General features: G+C 64.3%; 19 protein-coding genes. 9 read left to right on the top strand and 10 right to left on the bottom strand.

The features are described 5' to 3' along the window. Positions 1–56: 56 nt before the first annotated feature. From V6Z91_RS07130 to V6Z91_RS07100, 7 genes are all read right to left on the bottom strand, one after another. Positions 57–740, bottom strand: coding sequence for a response regulator (locus V6Z91_RS07130; RefSeq protein WP_338768489.1), 684 nt, complete (start codon positions 738–740; stop codon positions 57–59). 94 nt (positions 741–834) lie between these two features. Further along, the gene (locus V6Z91_RS07125) at positions 835–1962 is read right to left on the bottom strand and encodes an acyl-CoA dehydrogenase family protein (RefSeq protein WP_338768486.1); all 1128 of its coding nucleotides are present in this window, start codon (positions 1960–1962) and stop codon (positions 835–837) included. Between the two features lie 251 nt (positions 1963–2213). Beyond that, positions 2214–2882: an SDR family oxidoreductase gene (locus V6Z91_RS07120; protein WP_338768484.1), complete on the bottom strand. Its 669-nt coding sequence runs from the start codon at positions 2880–2882 to the stop codon at positions 2214–2216. After that, on the bottom strand, positions 2882–4081 hold the full coding sequence (locus V6Z91_RS07115) for an acetyl-CoA C-acyltransferase (RefSeq protein WP_338768482.1): 1200 nt from the start codon (positions 4079–4081) through the stop codon (positions 2882–2884). The genes V6Z91_RS07120 and V6Z91_RS07115 overlap by 1 nt, the downstream gene beginning before the upstream one ends. Positions 4082–4105: 24 nt before the next feature. After that, the gene (gene aceK, locus V6Z91_RS07110; protein WP_338768480.1) at positions 4106–5872 is read right to left on the bottom strand and encodes a bifunctional isocitrate dehydrogenase kinase/phosphatase; all 1767 of its coding nucleotides are present in this window, start codon (positions 5870–5872) and stop codon (positions 4106–4108) included. A gap of 49 nt (positions 5873–5921) precedes the next feature. Further along, positions 5922–7106 carry an isovaleryl-CoA dehydrogenase gene (locus V6Z91_RS07105; RefSeq protein ID WP_338768478.1) on the bottom strand — a complete coding sequence of 395 codons (1185 nt, stop codon included), beginning with the start codon at positions 7104–7106 and terminating at the stop codon, positions 5922–5924. A gap of 101 nt (positions 7107–7207) precedes the next feature. Then, a complete protein-coding gene (locus tag V6Z91_RS07100; RefSeq protein WP_338768476.1) occupies positions 7208–7615 on the bottom strand; it encodes a MerR family DNA-binding transcriptional regulator in 408 nt (135 codons plus the stop codon). Between the two features lie 78 nt (positions 7616–7693). On the opposite strand from V6Z91_RS07100, the gene V6Z91_RS07095 reads away from it, so the two are divergent. Further along, a complete protein-coding gene (locus V6Z91_RS07095) occupies positions 7694–8758 on the top strand; it encodes an MBL fold metallo-hydrolase (RefSeq protein ID WP_338768474.1) in 1065 nt (354 codons plus the stop codon). Positions 8759–9048: 290 nt separating this feature from the next. Continuing rightward, positions 9049–9456 (top strand): hypothetical protein, encoded by a 408-nt coding sequence (locus V6Z91_RS07090; RefSeq protein WP_338768472.1) that lies wholly within the window; start codon positions 9049–9051, stop codon positions 9454–9456. 22 nt (positions 9457–9478) lie between these two features. Here the strand turns inward: V6Z91_RS07090 and V6Z91_RS07085 are convergent, their stop codons facing one another. Both V6Z91_RS07085 and grxD read right to left on the bottom strand, forming a co-directional pair. Next, positions 9479–10066: a UbiX family flavin prenyltransferase gene (locus V6Z91_RS07085; RefSeq protein ID WP_338768470.1), complete on the bottom strand. Its 588-nt coding sequence runs from the start codon at positions 10064–10066 to the stop codon at positions 9479–9481. Beyond that, positions 10066–10389: a Grx4 family monothiol glutaredoxin gene (grxD, locus tag V6Z91_RS07080; protein ID WP_338768468.1), complete on the bottom strand. Its 324-nt coding sequence runs from the start codon at positions 10387–10389 to the stop codon at positions 10066–10068. Before grxD ends, V6Z91_RS07085 begins: the two co-directional genes overlap by 1 nt. A 153-nt stretch (positions 10390–10542) precedes the next feature. Here grxD and V6Z91_RS07075 point away from each other — a divergent pair, with 153 nt between their 5' ends. From V6Z91_RS07075 to V6Z91_RS07065, 3 genes are all read left to right on the top strand, one after another. Next, positions 10543–10857 carry a PadR family transcriptional regulator gene (locus V6Z91_RS07075; protein WP_338768466.1) on the top strand — a complete coding sequence of 105 codons (315 nt, stop codon included), beginning with the start codon at positions 10543–10545 and terminating at the stop codon, positions 10855–10857. A gap of 13 nt (positions 10858–10870) precedes the next feature. Then, positions 10871–11410: a DUF2812 domain-containing protein gene (locus tag V6Z91_RS07070; RefSeq protein ID WP_338768464.1), complete on the top strand. Its 540-nt coding sequence runs from the start codon at positions 10871–10873 to the stop codon at positions 11408–11410. An 85-nt stretch (positions 11411–11495) separates the two neighbouring features. Next, a complete protein-coding gene (locus V6Z91_RS07065) occupies positions 11496–12038 on the top strand; it encodes a DUF2812 domain-containing protein (RefSeq protein WP_338768462.1) in 543 nt (180 codons plus the stop codon). A gap of 55 nt (positions 12039–12093) precedes the next feature. Here the strand turns inward: V6Z91_RS07065 and V6Z91_RS07060 are convergent, their stop codons facing one another. Further along, positions 12094–14442 (bottom strand): Tex family protein, encoded by a 2349-nt coding sequence (locus V6Z91_RS07060; RefSeq protein WP_338768461.1) that lies wholly within the window; start codon positions 14440–14442, stop codon positions 12094–12096. A gap of 173 nt (positions 14443–14615) precedes the next feature. On the opposite strand from V6Z91_RS07060, the gene V6Z91_RS07055 reads away from it, so the two are divergent. From V6Z91_RS07055 to V6Z91_RS07040, 4 genes are all read left to right on the top strand, one after another. Then, positions 14616–17735, top strand: a complete 3120-nt coding sequence (locus tag V6Z91_RS07055; protein ID WP_338768459.1) for a DEAD/DEAH box helicase — start codon at positions 14616–14618, stop codon at positions 17733–17735. Next, the gene (locus V6Z91_RS07050; protein ID WP_338768456.1) at positions 17735–18745 is read left to right on the top strand and encodes an ATP-binding protein; all 1011 of its coding nucleotides are present in this window, start codon (positions 17735–17737) and stop codon (positions 18743–18745) included. Before V6Z91_RS07055 ends, V6Z91_RS07050 begins: the two co-directional genes overlap by 1 nt. Positions 18746–18814: 69 nt before the next feature. Then, the gene (locus V6Z91_RS07045; protein ID WP_338768453.1) at positions 18815–19495 is read left to right on the top strand and encodes a response regulator transcription factor; all 681 of its coding nucleotides are present in this window, start codon (positions 18815–18817) and stop codon (positions 19493–19495) included. 101 nt (positions 19496–19596) lie between these two features. After that, positions 19597–20295: a transposase gene (locus V6Z91_RS07040; protein WP_338768451.1), complete on the top strand. Its 699-nt coding sequence runs from the start codon at positions 19597–19599 to the stop codon at positions 20293–20295. The last annotated feature ends 308 nt before the right edge of the window (positions 20296–20603 follow it).

The raw sequence follows: 20603 nt of genomic DNA, 5'->3' as shown, positions 1-20603 counted from the left end.
CTTTTCCCTGCGGGAATAGTGTCCGACACCGGACTTCGTTCGCTGTCGGCGGCGATTTACTGCGACCAGGCCGACGGCGAGAACAGGTACCCCTCGCCCCACACGGTCTTGATCTTCTCGGAATCGGCATCGTCGAACTTGCGCCGCAGTTTAGAGATGCTGTTGTCGATGCTGCGGTCCAGGCCGTCGAATTCGATGCCGCGCATCTTCTTCAGCAGGGCGTCGCGCGACAGCACGGTGCCAGCGGATTCGGCAAGCACCAGCAGCAGCTTGTATTCGGTATTGCTCAGCACGCAGGGTTCGCCGCGCCACGTGACCGTGCGGTCGCTGGTGGCGATGGACAGGGCGCCGAAGGTCAGCATGTCGGTGGCCTGCTTGCCCTGGGCGCGGCGCAACAGGGCGCGCAGGCGGGCGAGCAGCACCCGCGGCTGCACCGGTTTGTTGATGAAATCGTCCGCCCCCTGTTCCAGCAGCGATACCTCGTCGTAGGAATCTTCGCGGGCCGTCATGATCAGGATCGGCACCTTGGTAATGTCGCGCAACTGGCGGCACACCAGCATGCCGTCCAGGCCCGGCAACATCAGGTCCAGCACCACGATATCCGGTGGATTCGCCTTGAAGCGCGCCAGCGCCTCGTCGCCGCGCGACACCACCTCCACCTTGAATTCATAGCCCGCCAGATACTCCGTGACCAGGTCGGCCAGGCGGGCATCATCTTCCACCAGCATCACTCGATACATAGCAATCTCCTATTTGTCTATTGTATAAGAGCAATGGCAAAAATAGATCATCCGGCGACGTGGGGCGACAAAACCACTACAGTTTCGCGACAACTCACAATGACCGGGCGATCAGCAGTTTCTGGATGTCGGAAGTGCCCTCGTAGATCTGGCACACGCGCACGTCGCGGTAGATCCGTTCCACCGGGAAGTCGGATACATAGCCATAGCCGCCGTGGACCTGGATCGCATCGGAGCACACGCGCTCGGCCATTTCCGAGGCGAACAGCTTCGCCATCGCCGCTTCCTTCAGGCAGGGCAGTCCGGCATCCTTCATCGACGCCGCGTGCAGGATCAGCTGGCGCGCCGCCTCGATCTGCGTTGCCATCTCGGAGAGTTTGAATTGTACCGACTGGTGCTGGAAGATTGGTTGCCCAAATGTCTCACGGTCTTTCGCGTAGGCGAGCGCGGCTTCGAAAGCGGCACGCGCCATGCCGACCGACTGCGAGGCAATGCCGATGCGCCCGCCTTCCAGTCCGGAGAGGGCGATCTTGTAACCCATGCCTTCCTCGCCGATCAGGTTTTCCGCCGGGATGCGGCAATTGTCGAACACGATCTGCGCGGTATCGGAGGAATGCTGGCCCATCTTCTGCTCGAGGCCGGCTACGATGTAGCCTGGGGCGGACGTCGGTACCCAGAATGCACTGATGCCTTTCTTGCCGGCCGCCTTGTCCGTCACGGCCAGCACGATCGCCACGTCCGCGTACTTGCCGGATGTGATGAATTGCTTGACGCCGTTGAGCACGTAATGATCGCCATCGCGCGTGGCGGTAGTACGCAGCGCGGCAGCGTCGCTGCCCGTGTGCGGTTCCGTCAGGCAGAAGGCGCCCAGCATGGCGCCGCTCGCCAGCGGCTTCAGCCATTGCTCCTTCTGCGCCGGGTTCGCATACATCATCGCGATGCTGCACACGGGGCAGTTGTTGACGGAAATGATCGTCGACGTGCCGCCATCGCCCGCGGCGATTTCCTCCAGCACCAGCGCCAGCGACACGTAGTCGAGGCCGGCACCGCCATATTCCTCCGGCACCGCTACGCCAAATGCGCCCAGCGCCGCCAGTTCCTTCAACTCTTCCCGGGGGAAGTGGTGCTCCCTGTCCCAGCGTGCCGCCTGCGGCGCCAGGCGCTCGCGCGCATAGTCGCGCAGCGCGTCGCGGATCATGCCGTGTTCTTCGCTCAATACCATGGTGTCTCCATTTTTATTAACCCAGAGGCGTAACCCTGGGGTCAGGCCCACTGGGGCGTAGCCGGGGGTGGAGCAGGGATTTCGCGGAGCATGCTCCGCGCCTGCGGAACGATGCAGCCCTGCAGGGCTGCATCTTCAAGGAGCATCGCTCCTTGCCGGCGTAGCGGTGCTCGCTTACAAGCGAGCACTCCTTCCTGACCCCGGTTCCTGCTTTTGGGGTTCGAGTATGCACTCCCGGCCCTTTTACCGGCCTACCACCCGATCCGCTGCCCGTCGTAGTTGACGAACACGGGTGTCGCGGAAGCGGGCAGGGCTGCCAGCGTGGCCCGGATGCCGCTGGCGCTGTCCTCCGGCGCCAGGTCGGCGCCGGTGCCGCCCATGTCGGTGCGCACCCAGCCGGGATGCAGGGCCACACAAGTGGCGCCCTGTGCGCCGAAGGTGAGGGCGGTGTCGATCAGCACGGAATTCAATGCCGCCTTGCTGGCGCGGTACAGCGAGCCGCTGGCGCTGTTTCGCTCGCTGAGCGAACCCATCTTCGACGACATCACGGCCAGCTTGCCACCCGCCGCGGCCACCAGCGGGGCGACGATCGGCAGCAGCCGCATGGCCGCCAGCACATTGGTGTGCATCACGTTGTCGAAATCGGCCTGCACGGGAAAGCCGTCATGGCGCGGGCCGTATACGCCCGCGTTCAGGATTGCCACGTCGATGTGTTCGCCGTCGAGTTTCCAGCCCAGGCCGGCGACGGCTTCCACGTTGTTGACGTCCAGCACATGCGTTTCGGCCCCCAGCGCGGCCAGTCCGGCGCTATCGTCCGCCTTGCGGGCGGTGGCGATCACGCGCCAGCCGTCGCGCAGGTACTGGCGCGCGAGCTCGTGCCCGATGCCGCGCGACGCGCCGATGATCAACGCCACCGCCATTACACGAGCTCCACGCCGACGGCCGTTGCCTCGCCGCCGCCGATGCAGAGCGCCGCCACGCCCCGCCTGGCGCCGCGCTCCTTCAGCGCGCCCAGCAGGGTCACGATGATGCGCGCGCCGGAAGCGCCGATCGGGTGGCCCAGCGCGCAGGCGCCGCCATGCACATTCACCTTTGCATGCGGAATGTCGAGCTCGTGCATGGCGGCCATCGGCACGGCCGCGAACGCCTCGTTGATCTCGAACAGGTCCACGTCCGACTCCTTCCAGCCGTTCTTGTCCAGCAGCTTCTTGATCGCCCCCACGGGCGCCGTGGTGAATTCATTGGGCGCCAGCGCATTGGTGGCATGGCCGACCAGTTTCGCGAGGATGGGCGCACCCAGTTTCTTCGCCGTGGATTCGCGCATCATCACGAGCGCGGCGGCGCCGTCGTTGATCGACGACGACGAAGCGGCCGTGATCGTGCCATCCTTCTTGAACGCGGGCTTCAGGCTCGGGATCTTTTCCAGCTTCGCCTTGGCCGGGCCCTCGTCCTTGTCGATGACGGTTTCGCCGCCGCGCCCGGCAACCGTGACCGGGGCGATTTCCCAGGCAAACTTGCCGCCGGTCGCGGCCGCCTGGGCACGCTTCACGGATTCGATCGCATAGGCGTCCTGCTGCTCGCGCGTAAAGCCGTATTTCGTCGCGCATTCCTCGGCGAACGTGCCCATCGAGCGGCCGCCGCCCGATTTTTCATCCTTGCTGTAGGCGTCTTCCAGGCCGTCCAGCATCATGTGGTCGAACAGCATGCCGTGGCCGATGCGGTAGCCGCCGCGGCCCTTCGGCACGAGGTAGGGAGCATTGGTCATCGATTCCATGCCACCGGCCACCACGACATCGGCGCTGCCCGCAACCAGCTGGTCGTGCGCGAAGATCGCCGCCTGCATGGCCGAGCCGCACATCTTCGACAGCGTCACGGCGCCCGTGGACGTGGGCAGGCCCGCCTTCAGCAGCGCCTGGCGCGCCGGTGCCTGGCCTTGCCCCGCCATCAGGCAATTGCCGAAATACACGTGCTCGACGAGTTCCGGCGCGATGCCCGCGCGCTCGACGGCGGCGCGGATCGCCACGGCGCCCAGGTCGTTCGCGGAGAGGCTGGAAAAATCGCCCTGGAAGGCACCCATCGGGGTGCGGGCGGCGCCGGCGATAACGATCGGATCATTCATGTTTTATCTCCAGTGAGGACGGCCTCAGGCCGTGGAATTACAGAATCGGATTGCTTGCGGATACGGAAAGACATCCTCGACGATGCCGCCCTTGATGCGCTGCTTGCGGGCCTGCCACCATTCGGGCGTGAGCAGTTCGGCATGGTGGCGCAGGAAGCAGCGGCGAATGTTCGGATTGCCGAGTAAGAATTGCCCGAACTGTTCGGGGAAGACGTCGTGCTTCGCCACCGGATACCACGGCTCGGAAGCCATTTCGTCTTCCTCGTTGCGGGCCGGCGGAATCGCGCGGAAATTGCAGTCGGTGATGTACTCGATCTCGTCGTAGTCGTAGAACACCACGCGGCGGTGCCGCGTCACGCCGAAGTTCTTGTACAGCATGTCGCCGGGGAAGATGTTCGCCGCCACCAGGTCGCGGATCGCATTGCCGTATTCGATGACGCCGTGTTCCAGTTCCGCGTCGTTGCCGCTCTGCTCGGCCTGCGTGAGCCAGATGTTCAGCGGCGTCATGCGCCGTTCGATATACAGGTGGCGTATCACGAGCTGATCGCCTTCTTCCTCGATCAGCGACGGGGCGTAGTATTTCAGCTCCGCCACCAGCGCTTCCGAAAAACGCGACCGCGGAAAGGCCACGTTCGAGTATTCCAGCGTATCGGCCATGCGGCCCACGCGGTCGTGGTTCTTCACCAGCACGTATTTCTCTTTCACCTGGGCGCGCGTGGTGTCCTTCGGCGGTGGGTAGAAATCCTTGATCACCTTGAACACATAGGGGAAGGAGGGCAGGGCGAACACGAGCATCACGAGGCCGCGAATGCCTGGCGCCGTTTCGAACAGGTCCGAGGAATGCTTCAGGTGTTGCAGGAAGTCGCGGTAGAACGCCGTCTTGCCCTGTTTTTGCAGGCCCAGCACCGTGTAGATTTCGCTGCGCGGCTTGCGCGGCAACAGCGTGCGCAGGAATTGCACGTAGGCGGACGGCACTTCCATGTCCACCATGAAGTACGCGCGCGTAAACGAGAACAGCGCTTCGACCGGCTCTCCCCCCATCAGCACGGTATCGAGCGCGAGCTTGCCGGCCGGCCCATGCAGGATCGGCAGCGCGAACGGCAGCTCCCGGTCGCCATTGACGGCCTTGCCCACGAGGTAGGCACCCTTGTTGCGGAAGAACGGGCTGGACAGCACCTGGAACTGCGCGTTCGGCGCCATGTCGTCGAAGAACGAGGCCAGCCGTGCCTCGACCCGGGCGATATCGCGGCCGAGGTCGGCGAACGGCGTGGCGAACTGGAAATTCGTGACGATGCGCGACAAGGTGAAGCGCATGCCGTCCGCCTGCGGGTAATACACCCGGTAGGTGGGCGCCAGTTCCTCGGTCTCGATGTATTCGGTCGACACCACGGGCCGCACGAAGATGAATTCGTTGTTGAAGTAGCTGCGGTGCAGGATGTTGCAGCAGACGGAATTGAAGAACGTTTCCGCCAGCTCGGGGCGCTTGTGGCACGTCAGCAGGCCGATGTAGTGCAGCTTCGCCTCGCGCCACACTTCATCGGTCAGGTCCTCGGGCACGTAGTCGTCCTCCAGCGCATGCACGCATTCCTGCACGCGGCGGTCGTAGTAGCCGATCCGCTCGCGCGCCGCTTCCTGCGCCACCGCCCACTCGCCGCGTTCGAAATAGCCGCGCGCATTCCGGCTGGCCTGCCGGAACAGGCGGTAGTGCTTGTCGAAGCCGTCGAGGATCGCGCGCGCGATGTCGAACGCGATCTGGGAGGACAGCAGTTTGGGGAAGGCGGGCTCGGTCATCGTCGCGTATTGGTATTGTCCAGCCCGTGTCCAGCCCGCTTGAAGGCAATTACATCGTCTCCGCGAACAATTCGCGGCCGATCAGCATGCGGCGGATTTCGCTGGTGCCCGCGCCGATTTCGTAGAGCTTCGCGTCGCGCCACAACCGTCCGACCGGGTATTCGTTGATGTAGCCGTTGCCGCCCAGCGCCTGGATCGCCTCGCCGGCCATCCAGGTCGCCTTTTCGGCGCTGTACAGGATCGCGCCGGCGGCATCCTTGCGCAGCGCGCGCACCTGTTCCGGCACGGCGGCGCGGTCGCAGGCCTGGCCCACTGCGTACACATAGGCCTTGCAGGCCATCATGGTCGAGTACATGTCGGCCAGCTTGCCCTGCATCAGCTGGAACTCGCCGATCGCCTGCCCGAACTGCTTGCGGTCGTGGACATAGGGCACCACGACATCCATGCACGCCTGCATGATCCCCAGCGGCCCGCCGGACAGCACGGTGCGCTCGAAATCGAGGCCGGACATCAGCACGTTCACGCCCTTGCCCACGCCGCCCAGCACGTTCTCTTCCGGCACCTCGCAATCCTCGAACACGAGTTCGCCCGTGTGCGAGCCGCGCATGCCCAGCTTGTCGAGCTTTTGCGCGACCGAGAAGCCCTTGAAGCCTTTTTCGATCAGGAAGGCCGTGATGCCGCGCGGGCCCGCTTCCAGGTCGGTCTTGGCGTACACGACCAGCGTGTCCGCATCCGGCCCGTTGGTGATCCACATCTTGGTGCCGTTCAGCACGTAGCGATCGCCGCGGCGGTCGGCGCGCAGCTTCATGCTCACCACGTCGGACCCCGCGTTCGGTTCGGACATCGCCAGTGCGCCGATGTGCTCGCCCGAGATCAGCTTGGGAAGGTACTTGCGCTTCTGTTCTTCATTGCCGTTGCGCTTGATCTGGTTGACGCACAGATTGGAATGCGCCCCGTACGACAGGCCGACGGAGGCGGAAGCGCGGGAAATCTCTTCCATTGCCACGATGTGAGCCAGGTAGCCCATGTTGGCGCCGCCGTATTCCTCGCCGACGGTAATGCCGAGCAAGCCCAGCTCGCCCAGCTTGCGCCACAGGTCCATCGGGAACTGGTCGGTGCGGTCGATGTCGGCCGCGCGGGGAGCGATTTCCGCCGCGGCGAACTGCTGCACGGCTTCGCGCAGCGCGGCGATGTCCTCGCCGTGGTCAAAGGTCAGGCCTGGGAGATGCAGCATGTCTTCCTCGTCTTCTCGTTAAATGTTGTCGATGCGTTTCGAATGACGTTAACGTAAACGTAAAGTGCCGCGCAGGCAAGGGCCGGATGACCCTCATGCGCTCAGCCGTTGGCCAGCCGTTCGCCATTCTCCTGGGCGGCGAGCAGCCGGCGGCACTCTTCCTCGTGCGCGGCGATCTCGGCCAGCGACATTTCGATATCCTCGCGCTGCTGCTCCAGCGTTTCACGGTGCTGGGCCAGCACGGCCAGGAAGCGGTGCATCTGCGCCGCCGTATCCTTCGGCGTTTCATACATGTCGACCAGGCTCTTGATTTCGGAGAGCGACAAGCCCAGCCGCTTGCCGCGCAAGGTCAGTTTCAGGCGGGTGCGGTCGCGCGGCGTGTAGACGCGGTTGCGGCCGCCGGCGCCTTCGCGCGAGGGCGCCAGGATGCCCTGGTCTTCATAGAAGCGGATGGCGCGCGGCGTGATATCGAACTCGCGCGCCAGCTCGGTGATGGTATAGGTCGGCATGGCTTACAATGGGTTGCTAACGTTTACGTAACGTCAATACGACAGCACATTGTAGCGCACCGCACCCCCGGAGGATCGATGAACCCGCTCGAAGCCCAGCTCCATTATCCGTTCGGCGACACCGTGCCCGCGCCTGGCGACGCCATCGATGTGGGGCCGGGCATCCGCTGGCTGCGGCTGCCCCTGCCGTTCGCGCTGGACCACATCAACCTGTGGCTACTCGACGACCTGGACGGCACGTATACGGTCGTCGACTGCGGCGCGTCCACCGATGCCAGCCGCGCCGGCTGGGAACGGGTGATGGCGGCGCACTTCAACGGCAAGACACTGGCCCGCGTGCTCGTCACCCACTGCCACCCCGACCACGTGGGCCTGGCCGACTGGCTGTGCCGCCGCTGGAACGCGCCGCTGGCGATGACGGCGGGAGAATATGGCTTTACCCGCATGATGGCGGCCGCGCTGCCGGGCGTCGACGGCACCGGTGCCGTCGAACATTTCCGCCGCCACGGCCTGACCGATCCGGACATGCTGGAAAAGATGCAAAGCCGGAAGAACTACTATCCTTCGCTGGTGCCCGCCGTGCCGGCGTCGTATTTCCGCCTCCAGGATGGCCAGCACGTCGATATCGGCGGGCACGGGTGGCGCGTTATCACCGGCTTCGGCCATTCGCCCGAGCATGCCTCGCTCTACTGCCCCCGGCTGAACGTGCTGATCGCCGGCGACATGGTGTTGCCGCGTATTTCCACGAATGTGTCCGTATTCGCGGTCGAGCCGGAAGGCAATCCCTTGCAGCAGTACCTCGACTCCCTCGAACGCTTCGCCGGCCTGCCGGACGATGTGCTGGTGCTGCCCGCCCACGGCAAGCCCTTCCGCGGCGTGCATACGCGCATACAACAGTTGCGAGATCACCACAGTGCGCGGCTGGAAGAAGTGGTGGCCGCCTGCGCCCAACCCTGTTCGGCGGCCGACATCGTGCCGCTGATGTTCCGGCGCCCGCTCGATGCCCACATGCTCAGCTTCGCGCTCGGCGAAGCACTCGCGCATCTCCATAAATTATGGCGTGACGGTATCGTGCGCCGTGAAACGGATAGTGGCGGCATCATACGTTTCAAGATGAAACCCACGACCGCACGGGCTAAGTAGCGGTCCCACAACGAATTCATTTAGGGATGCACGAGCCGGGGAAGTGAAGATAACACTCCTCTGTCTCGTGACGTCCCTATTGTTGTGCCGGTTTCAACAGTTGTGGCTGTCACGACTGGCAATCGCACCGGCCCCATTGCCCGAAAAATATGCAAAAAAGTTGCTCTGGGGACTGGCGGGGGTGATTGATTGGAGGTTACAATGTTAATTTTGGCCTCCCCAAATCTGTCACAATTGGTCTGAGCACGCTTGAGACTGACTTTCAGATCGTGACGTGAAATAGTGCAACTATGAATTCTTCGAATGAACGCGAAAGCTTTAGCCAGCGGCTGCAACAGGCTTTAAAAAATGCTCACTATTCTCCGGACAGCCCGACCCGGCTGGCGCGGGAATTCAATATCCGGTTCGAGGGGCGGCCGATCACGGTACACGCGGCGCGCAAGTGGCTGGTAGGCGAGGCGATTCCCACGCAAGAGAAGCTGCGGATGATTGCCCAGTGGCTGGGTGTGCCGGCGGAATGGCTGCGTTTCGGCGGGCCGGAATCGGCGGCACCGGCGGGGGACGGGACGAACGGTTTGTCCCGTTTCGAATCGGCCGATGTGAAACTGATTGCCGACCTGCAGCGCCTCGACGAGCACCACAAGCAGATCGCGCGGGAGTTCATCCGCATGCTCGTGCGGGTCAACTACACGAAATAAGCTTGCCCGGCCTGGCCGGCTATTAGCCGGTGAGGCCGTTCCAGCGCGGGGCGGCGCTGCTGACCTGTTCCAGGCCGATCAGGTCGAGTACCCGCGCCACCGTATGATCCACCAGGTCGTCGATGGTTTGCGGCCGGTGGTAGAACGCCGGCAGCGGCGGGAACACGATCCCCCCCATTTCCGTCACGGCGGTCATATTGCGCAGGTGCGCCAGGTTGAACGGTGTTTCGCGCACCATCAGCACCAGCCGGCGGCGCTCCTTCAGCATCACATCGGCAGCGCGCGCGACCAGGTTGTCCGCCAGGCCATGCGCCACGGCGGCCAGCGTTTTCATCGAACAGGGAGCGATCACCATCGCATCGGCTTGGTACGACCCGCTGGCGATCGAGGCGCCCACGTTGTGGGCCTTGTGCACGACGTGCGCGAGCGCTTCCACTTCGCGCCGGGCCAGGCCCGTTTCCTCGTGCAGGGTGAGGACCGCGGCGTCGGAAATCACCAGGTGAGTCTCGACGCCGGGCAGGGTTTGCAGCGTTTGCAGCAGCCGCACGCCATACACGGCGCCGGTGGCCCCCGTGATGGCGACGACGATCCGCCGCGCCCGCGCGGTCATTACTGTTGACCGTTATTGGCCAGCAGCGCCTTCAGCTCGCCCGATTCATACATCTCGCTCATGATGTCGGAACCGCCGATGAACTCGCCGCGCACATACAGCTGAGGGATGGTCGGCCAGTTCGAGTATTCCTTGATGCCCTGGCGCACTTCCGCGTCTTCCAGCACGTTCACGGTGGCGATGTTCTCGACGCCGCACGCCTTCAGGATCTGGATCGCACGGCCGGAGAAGCCGCATTGCGGGAATTGCGCGGTACCTTTCATGAACAGCACCACCGGGGTACTGGTCACGGTTTCCTTGATCCACTGTTGTACGTCGCTCATAGCTGCCTCGAAAAAAGAAAAATGTCGGATAGCGGCATTTTACAGGCATTCCAGCGCCCGCTGCAGGACAGGGCCGGGGCGTGACGATCCTCCCCGGCTGGGTGCTATTATGGCTGCCGATATATCGGGTCACGATATAGTGAAGGAGAAGCGATGGATATTGCCAGGCTGCTGCCGTTGTCGGAAGCGAGTTATTACCTGTTGCTCGCACTCGACCAGCCGTCGCACGGCTATGCCGTGATGCAGCAGGTCGAGCAGGCGAGCGGCGGAAGGGTCCGGATCGGGCCGGGCACGCTGTATGGCGCCTTTGCCGCGCTGGAAAAGCAGGGCTTGATCGAAAAGGCGGGCGAGGAAGAGCGGCGCAAGTACTACCGGATCACGGCGCAGGGGCGCGCAGCCGCGGCGGCGCAACTGGACCGGCTGGAAGCGATGGTGCGCCACGGCCGGCATGTCCTGGAAAACAAGTGAAATAGGGAGACATATGGGCACGGAATTGGTGACTAAATGGAATTTCACGGGTGGGTGGAACGACGAGCGGATCGAACGCTGGCTGGAGCGGATGGCGACCGAAGGCCTGCATCTCGTCTCCGCGAAGCCGTTCGGCCGCTATGTGTTCCGGCGCGGCGCTCCCCTGCGCATCAGCTATCGACTCGACGTGGCGGCCGGGCCGCGAGTCGATGTCGACTATCTGCAACTGCTGACCGATGCCGGCTGGCGCATGGCGGCCCAGCGTGCCAATACCTATTTCTGGTGCAATGAGCGGGCCGATGCGGCAGAGTTGTTCACCGATGCACCATCGCGCGCGCTCAAGTACGAACGGCTTGCCAAGACCACCGCGCTGATTCTGGTCGCGCTGGCGCTGGCGCTGTCCAAACCCGTCACCAACCTGATCACCGGTGAGCCGCTCTCCGGGCTCGACAAAGTCACCGCACCGGTATGCCTCGCCGTCGCCGTCTACAGTGCATATGCTTTTGCACGGCTGAGGGCGCGCATCCGCGCTTTGCGCGACCCCGCACAGTAGCCGTTTGTGCTGCAATGCATAGTTGCCTCCGTGCTACCATGATTCGCTGGTAGCGCTCTCTGAAATTGGCACAGGAGATATGCGGATGAAAGGGGACCAGTGCACGACGCGGGTCAGGAAGTTCAAGCTGGGCGCCGCGTGGCATCCCGAGCGCATCGAACGGTGGCTGGAAGCCCAGTCGGCCCAGGGCCTGCACCTGGAGTCGGTGGCGCCGTTCGGCATCTACACGTTTTGCCGCGACTTGCCGGAACCCCATGATTACCGGATCGACTTCGCTTCCACCCGGGAGATCGAAGACCCGCACTATGCGGAAGCGCCCACCGCCGCCGGCTGGAAACTGGCTGGCCACTCGATGAGCTGGATGCTGTGGCGCGCACCGAAAGGGGAGGCGCGCGACATTTTCACGCACGCCCCGGCCCGCGTAACGACTTACCGGCGGCAAGCCGTGGCGATGCTGATCATTGCCGCCATCCAGGTGCCGACGCTGGTGAGCGGCACGCTGGCGCTGCAACGGCACGACGAGCTGGCCTGGGCCAGCGTGCTGATCCTGTCGTCGGCCGTGATGTCGCTGGCGCTCTACGCGCTGGCCCGCGTGGCGGGCCGCCTGTTGAGCCTGAAGGATTCCTGATAGCGCTGCCGCGCGCGGGCAGCGCCTCGCGCCACGGCCAGGATCCGGTTGTCCCTCAACCGCGCAGCTTGGCGAACGCGGCCGCCATCGAGCCGGCCATGACCGGTTCGCGCGACTGGCTCTTCTGCTGCTGGCCCATGGCGCGGCGATCGTTGCGATCGCCCCGTTGCTCCGGCCGCGAACCCGGCGCCGGTGCGCTGTCGGACAGGCGCATGGTGAGCGCGATGCGCTTGCGCTTGACGTCCACTTCCAGCACCTTCACCTTCACGACCTGGCCCGCCTTCACGACGGTGTGCGGGTCCTTCACGAAGCTGTTCGACAGCGCCGAGATGTGCACCAGGCCGTCCTGGTGCACGCCGATGTCCACGAAGGCGCCGAACGCCGCCACGTTGGTGACCACGCCTTCCAGGATCATGTCCGGCCGCAGGTCGGCGATCTCTTCCACGCCTTCCTTGAACGTGGCCGTGGTGAACTCGGGGCGCGGGTCGCGGCCCGGCTTTTCCAGTTCCTTCAGGATGTCCGTCACCGTCGGCACGCCGAAGGTTTCGTCGGCGTACTTCGCGGGCGACAGCGTCTTCAGCACGGCCGTGGCGCCGATCACGGACTTGATGTCCTTCCTGATGTCCGCCAGGATCTTTTCCACCACCGGGTACGATTCCGGGTGCACGGCCGAGGCGTCCAGCGGGTTGTCGCCATTCATCACGCGCAGGAAGCCGGCCGCCTGTTCGAACGTCTTGTCGCCCAGCCGCGGTACTTTCTTCAGCGCCGCGCGCGACGTGAACGCGCCCTTCTGGTCGCGGTAGCTGACGATGCTTTGCGCCACGCTGGCCGACAGGCCGGAGACGCGCGCCAGCAGCGGGGCCGAGGCGGTATTCACGTCCACGCCCACGGCGTTCACGCAATCTTCCACGACGGCATCGAGCGTGCGCGCCAGCTGGGTCTGGCTCACGTCATGCTGGTACTGGCCCACGCCGATCGACTTCGGATCGATTTTCACCAGTTCGGCCAGCGGGTCCTGCAGGCGGCGCGCGATCGAGACGGCGCCGCGCAGCGACACGTCGAGCTCCGGCAGCTCGCGGGAGGCGAATTCGGAGGCGGAGTACACCGAGGCGCCCGCCTCCGAGACGACGATCTTCGTCAGCTTGAGCTCGGGCCGGCGCTTGATGAGGTCCTGCGCCAGCTTGTCCGTCTCGCGGGAAGCGGTGCCGTTGCCGATCGAGATCAGCGACACATCGTGTTTCGCCGCCAGCTGGCCCAGCGTGTGCAGCGTGCCTTCCCAGTCGTTGCGTGGCTGGTGTGGATAAACGGTGGCGGTATCCACAACCTTGCCGGTCGCATCGACCACGGCGACCTTCACGCCGGTGCGCAAGCCCGGGTCCAGGCCCATCGTGGCGCGCGGGCCGGCCGGGGCCGCCAGCAGCAGCGCCTTCAGGTTGGTGGCGAACACATTGATCGCATCGAGTTCCGCCTTCTCGCGCAGTGCTCCCATCAGTTCGGTTTCCAGGTGCATGAAACTCTTCACGCGCCAGGTCCAGCGCACCGTGTCACTCAGCCACTTGTCGGCCGGGCGGCCGGTGGCCTTGATGCCGAAGTGCGCGGCGATGCGGCTTTCACACGGGTTGTGCGGCGCATCCCATTTCGGCTTTTCCGCTTCCGTGTCGAGGCGCAGCGTCACGTCCAGCACGCCTTCGCGGCGGCCGCGCATCAGGGCGAGGGCGCGGTGCGAGGGCACGGTGGCCAGTGGCTCCGAGTAATCGAAGTAGTCGGCGAATTTTTCGCCTTCTTCCTGCTTGCCTTCGATGACTTTCGATTCCACCACGCCATGTTCCTGCACGTATTCGCGCAACTTTTGCACGAGGTTCGCATCCTCGGCGAAACGTTCCATCAGGATCTGGCGGGCCCCGTCCAGCGCGGCCTTCGTGTCGGCCACGCCGGGGTTGTTGCCGTCTTGCGTCGTGAACGCTTCACGCAGGTATTTCGCCGCCTCGGTTTCCGGGTTCAATGCCGGGTCGGCCAGCAAACCCTCCGCCAGCGGCGCCAGGCCCGCTTCGATGGCGATCTGCGCCTTCGTACGGCGCTTCTGCTTGTACGGCAGGTACAAGTCTTCCAGCCGGGTCTTGTCTTCCGCGTGCAGGATTGCATCCTGCAACTGTTGCGTCATTTTCCCTTGCTCGGCGATCGATGCCAGGATGGTCGCGCGGCGTTCTTCCAGTTCGCGCAGGTAGCGCAGGCGTTCTTCGAGCAGGCGCAGCTGGATGTCGTCGAGCCCGCCGGTGGCTTCCTTGCGGTAGCGGGCAATGAAGGGAACGGTGGCACCCTCGTCCAGCAGGGCGATCGCGGCGGCCACCTGGGCCGGCTTGGCGGCCAGTTCGGCGGCCAGGCGTTGTTCGATGGAAGGCAGCATGTGTTTCATTCTCAACAGACAAGCCTTCCATCATACAGGAGCTCACCCCGTCATGGCATGGATGCCGATAAGTTGGAACATAAGTTAGAAGATGAGCAAACACAGGAAGGCCGTTGGCGGATAATATTGCATGTTGCTGTTTTTGAACCGTCCTGATTACAACGATGCGACCAATGGATTTGACCCGCGACGAAGCTCCCGCAACTCCCGCCGCCCCCGCCACCGCTCCTGCCAGCCCGCCGGCCACCCAGCTGCCGTACGCGGTCGCCATCTGGTTGCAGCGCGTCGACGCGGCGGCGCACCCGAAGGCGAAACTGGCACCGGTCGATCCCGATCCGAAGCAAACGAGCTACAAGCTGATCTACGTTCTTGCGCCCACGTCCGGTGGACGCCACGTGGCGCTGGCACTGTACAAGGCACGCCTGCGCCCGAACGGCGACGTGGCCGCCGCCAGCCCCGTCAATGAAGTGTTTTCACTGCTGTCCGCCCCGCCGCCTTTCCTCGAGCCGGGAGACGAAGACCTGGTGCGCTTCTTCGTTGCCATGCGCACCGGGCCGAATTCGCCAACGGGCAGCGCCACGGAACCGCGGGGCAAGATCGGCGCGGCGCTGCTGCAGATGCTGTCCGAACAGGAAAAACTGCTGTGGGCGAACTCGTGGGCCGACGTCGGCAACGGCCTCGTCTACCCGATGAAGGCCGGCCAGCAACGCACCGCGAACCTCGCCTGGCGCGAGGAGGGCAAGGGCCTGCGGCTGGGCTGGAAAGTCGAGGCCCCCGAAGATACCCGCCACGCGGGTGCGGACCAGATCGACTACATGCTGCCGACGGAACCGCCATGGTATATCGACAATCTGTCGTGCGGCGTGCTGCACCTGAACCAGGGCGGCGCCGACATTCCGCTGGCCGAATTGCAGGCCCTCGTTGCTCAGGCTCCATTGCTGATGCCGAACGACAAAATGAGGGTGTCGCAGCTGCTGCTGGCGCACGGCTTGCAGCAACTGATGCCGCTGCCGCAGCCGCTGCCGCAGCGCCTGCGCGAAGACGTCAAGCCGCGGCCCATCCTCGTGCTCGATGCGGCGCAACTGTCCGATGGCACGGCGCAGAAATGGCATGACTACGCGGTGCTGTCGTACGACTACGACGGCGAGCGGGTGTCGTTCGACCCGTCGCAGCGCGTGGTGCGCCAGCGCGGCGAAGTCACCGAGATCATCGTGCGCAACGAGGCGGCCGAGACTGCGGCGCTGGAAACGCTGACGCAGCTGGGCTTCCGCAAGCCCACGGCGCTGCCGCTGTCGTCGGTGCGCGGCGGCTTGCTGCTGGCCAGCCAGGCCGACTGGATCCGCTTCGCCGAATCGGGCATCGATGCCCTGAAGGCGGAAGGCTGGCAAGTCGAGAAAACGTCGAAATACCGCTACGACATGGCGGCGGTCGACGAGTGGTATGCCGAGATCGAGGAAGAGGGCGCGGAGACGGGCAACGCCTGGTTCGAGCTGGAACTGGGCATCACGGTGGGCGAGGAGCGCGTGCCGCTGCTGCCGGTGCTCGTGCAGATGATCCGCACCATGCCGAACGATTTTTCCTCCAGGGCCTTGTCGGCGCACGGCGAAACGGACCAGATGCTGGCCACGCTGCCCGGCGGCACCCGCGTGGCGCTGCCCTGGGCACGGGTCAAACCCATCCTGGCCACCCTGGGCGAGCTGTACTTCAACGACAAGATCCGACATAGCGTCCGCATGAGCACGCTGGACGCGGCGCGGCTGGATGAACTGGCGCGCACGGGCAATTTCCACTGGACGGGTGGCGAGGAGCTGCGCGAGATGGGCCGCCGGCTGAACCAGTTCTCGTCGGTGAAACGCGTCGCCACGCCCGCCGGGCTGCAAGCCACGCTGCGCGACTACCAGACCGAAGGCTTGTCGTGGATGCAGTTCCTGCGCGAATACGGCCTGGCCGGCATTCTGGCCGACGACATGGGCCTGGGCAAGACGGTGCAGACGCTGGCGCACATCCTGGTCGAGAAGGAATCGGGCCGGATGACACACCCCACGCTCGTCATCGCCCCTACCTCGCTGATGGGCAACTGGCAGGACGAGGCGGCCCGCTTCGCCCCCAGCCTGAAGACGCTGCTGCTGCAAGGCAAGGACCGCGCCGAGCTGTTCGACAAGATCCCGGAAGCGGACCTGGTGCTGACGACGTATGCGCTGCTGCCGCGCGACGAGGAAAAGCTGCGCGAGCACGATTTCCACCTCGTGATCCTGGACGAATCGCACTACATCAAGAACACCCGCTCGAAGGCGGCCCAAAGTGCCAGCCTGCTGCGCGCGAAGCACCGGCTGTGCCTGTCCGGCACGCCGCTGGAAAACCACCTGGGCGAGCTGTGGTCGCAATTCCACTTCCTGCTCCCGGGCTTGTTGGGCGACGAAAAATCGTTCAATTCGCAATTCCGCCATCCGATCGAGCGGCAGGACGACCCGCAGCGCAGGACCTTGCTGAACCGCCGCATCAAGCCATTCCTGCTGCGCCGTACCAAGGACTGCGTGGCGAAAGAATTGCCGCCGAAGACGGAAATGGTGCGCAAGGTGGAGTTGACGGGCGCCCAGCGCGACCTCTACGAAACCGTGCGGCTGGCCATGGATCAGAAAGTGCGCGAGGAAATCGACCGCAAGGGCGTGGCGCGCAGCCAGATCGTGATCCTGGAAGCCCTGCTGAAACTGCGCCAGGTCTGCTGCGATCCGCGGCTGGTCAAGTCGCTGTCGACCCGCAAGCAACAGGCGGCCGGCTCGGCCAAGCTGGCCGACCTGATGCAGATGCTGGAAGACTTGCTGGAAGAAAAACGCAAGATTCTCGTGTTCTCGCAGTTCACGTCGATGCTGGAACTGATCCAGGAAGAGCTCGATTCACGCGACATCCCGTACGCGCTACTGACGGGCGAAACGCGCGACCGCGGCGCCCAGGTGGCGGCGTTCCAGCAGGGGGCCGTGCCGATCTTCCTGATCAGCCTGAAAGCGGGCGGCGTGGGCCTGAACCTGACGGCCGCCGACACGGTGATCCACTACGACCCGTGGTGGAACCCGGCCGCCGAGCAGCAGGCCACCGACCGTGCCTGGCGCATCGGGCAGGACAAGCCGGTGTTCGTCTATAAATTGATCGCCAAGGGCACGCTGGAAGAAAAGATCCAGGTCCTGCAACAGAAGAAGGCCGACCTGGCGCAATCCGTGCTGGCCGAGGGCGAATCGCAGAAGATGGCGCTGACGCAGGAAGACCTGCAGCAGATCTTCGCGCCGCTGGTGGATTGATGAACGGGGCGGACTATCAACTGCTGCTGGAGCATGGCACCGATATCCACTGGATGCTCGACTGTGACTCCGGGCGCTTGCTGTACGTGAGCCCGGCCGCGGCGCGGCGGTTCGGCTGGGCGGCGGAGGCAGTGCTGGCCCAAGCCCAGGCGCTCGCCGAACCGTTGTTGGCCGATCTGCCGGCGCGGCTGGAGCGTCTGCGCCAGGGGGACGAGACGCGCCGCACCGTATTGCGCGAGGTGGAGCTGGAAGGTGCCGCCTTCGAGATCGAATCGACGGTGGTGCCGGATGGGCGCCTGGTCGGCGTGGTGCGCGACATCACGGCGCGCCGCGAACTGGAGCGCCAGCAGAAAAAGTTCGCCTCGATGCTGTCGCATGAATTCCGTGCGCCGCTGGCCACGATCGATGGCGCCATCCAGCGCCTCGTGATGACCGATCGCGGCCACGACGAAGGCACGACGAAGCGCTATCACAAGATCCAGGGCGCAGTGGACCGGCTGCTGGCCATGGTCGACGAATACCTGTCGCCCGAACGGCTGGCGGCGATCGGCCGGCGGCCGCGCGAGAACGGCATCGCGCCGGCCGCCCTGCTGGAAGCGGCGGCGGCGCATGCGCGCCCGCGGCGCCCGGCCATCCGCGTTGAGGCGGGCAATGCGCCGGCCTGGGTGCGTGCCGATCCGGAAGGCATGCGGATGTGCCTCGACGTGCTGCTCGACAATGCAATCAAGTACACGCCGCCCGATTCACCGATCGTCCTTCAGACGGGCAAGGCCGCCGAAGGCGGTATCGAATTTACCGTGGCCGATGGCGGCCCGGCGATTCCCGACGCCGAACTGGCCCGGGTATTCGACAAGGGTTACCGTGGCAGCGCCGCCGCGGCAGTGCCCGGGTCTGGAATCGGTTTGTATATGGCAAAAGCCGTCATTGAGGTGCATGGCGGCACGCTGGGCGTCCAAAACTTGCCGGAAAGCGGCAAGAAGTTCCGGATTTGGCTTCCAGTCACTGTGTAAAGCTTGCACCTCTTCGTTACTCCCGTGATAATTCTTTGAGTAACGAAACAACATAAAAAATGGCCATCGATGACGCAAATACTGATCGTGGAAGACAACCTGGAATACGCCGAAGAAATGGCGGATTACCTTGGGGAAATGGGACACGTCGTCAGCATTACCAATAACGCCGGCGAAATGTGGTCCGCGCTAAGCCAGGGTAATGTTGGCGTCGTCGTACTGGACCTCGGCCTTCCCGACGAGGATGGTATCAATGTGATACCGAGGATGCGTCAATTGTACCCACAGATCGGCTTGCTGGTGCTGACGGGACGCGTGAATTTCGACAGCCGCATCCTCGGGCTGCGCCTGGGCGCGGACCATTACCTGACCAAGCCGATCAAGTTCCCGGAGCTGGCTGCCCATATCGAGGCGCTGGACCGCCGCGTGGGCCCGCAGGAAGCCGCTCCCGCGCCGAGCAAGTGGACGCTGCGCCTGGCCGCCCGCCAGCTGGAGCTGCAAGGGCAGGCGATCACGCTGACGGAAAAGGAGTGCAACTTCCTGCACCTGCTGACGATCAATACGCGCCCCGTGCCGCGGCAGGTAATCGTCGCCGGCATTGGCGGCGACGATCCGGATGCCGGCCGCCGCGTCGACATGCTGGTTTACCGGCTGCGCAAGAAGGCCAGAACGGGCCTGGGGCAGGACTTGCCGCTGCGCAGCGCGTACGGCGAGGGGTACAGCCTGTCCACCAGCTTCAATTTGTCCTGATCAGGGACAGAGTCACAGGGAAATTTTAATTTTCCATAATAATCGGGGACAGGGTGCTCGCGGCCGCGGTATCATGCGGCTTTCGTTCGATTCGCATCGCCATGGCCCGCCTGCCCCGCTTCATCGTTCCCTCGCAGCCCCACTATATCATCCAGCGCGGCCTGAACGGCCAGCCGGTGTTCCAGGATACGGACGATTACACGATCTTCCTCGGCTGGCTGCGCGCGGCGGCCCGCACGTACAAGGTGGCGATCCATGCATACGCGCTGTTGCCGGACCAGTTCCACCTGCTCGCTACACCCGCCGACGAGGATGGGCTGGGGCAGATGATGCAATGGCTGGGCCGCTGCTATGTGCCTTACTACAACCAGAAATACGGCCGCGCCGGCACGCTGTGGCACGGGCGCTACAAGACGTCGGTCGTCGACGCCGACCATTTCCTGCTGACCTGCTGCCGCTACATCGAATACGTCCCCGTGCGCGCGGCGCCGGCCGCGGCCGCCGAAACGTATCCTTGGTCCAGCTATGCCCATCACGCGGGCATCCGCAACGACCCGGCCGTCACCGACCACCCGGCTTATTGGTCGCTCGGCAATACGCCATTCCAGCGCGAAGCGGCCTACATCGAACTGTCCGCCCAATACCTTTCCGCCGCCGAGATCGCCACGGTCGAAGCGGCCGTGCTGAAGGGCTGGCCGCTGGGCACCGACAAATACAAGAAAGACCTGGAACAGAAAGCCAAGCGCCAAGTCCTCCCCGCCAAGCGCGGCCGCCCCTTCAAGCAGCCGCAGTCTATCTGAGTACACCACCGCCATATTCCCCAGACCGGGGTCTGACCCCGGTTTCACGCAACTCTGTCGTAATACAACCAGCTCAGCCATTGCCTCGTGCCCCAACTGATTGATTTTCAAGGCTGTTGTAAAAATTCGGGGACAGTCCCCTTCTCCGAGGCAATGTTCCCAAGAACCGGGGCGCGACCCGGGTTGGGGGTAACTTTTGCTGCTTGGCTACGTGGATTTCCCGGCGTGAGCAATCTTTGTTCGTGTAGTTTACTCTGTCCCTATTTAAATTTTTACGGGAAAACGGCCGAATTAATTCGACTCCGACC

Origin of the sequence: Massilia sp. METH4 (genome assembly GCF_037094685.1) — a bacterium.
In the GTDB taxonomy this organism is placed as follows: Bacteria; Pseudomonadota; Gammaproteobacteria; order Burkholderiales; family Burkholderiaceae_D; genus Rugamonas.
Note: the sequence above shows the minus strand (reverse complement) of the source record. Positions and strands in the feature narration are given on the sequence as shown.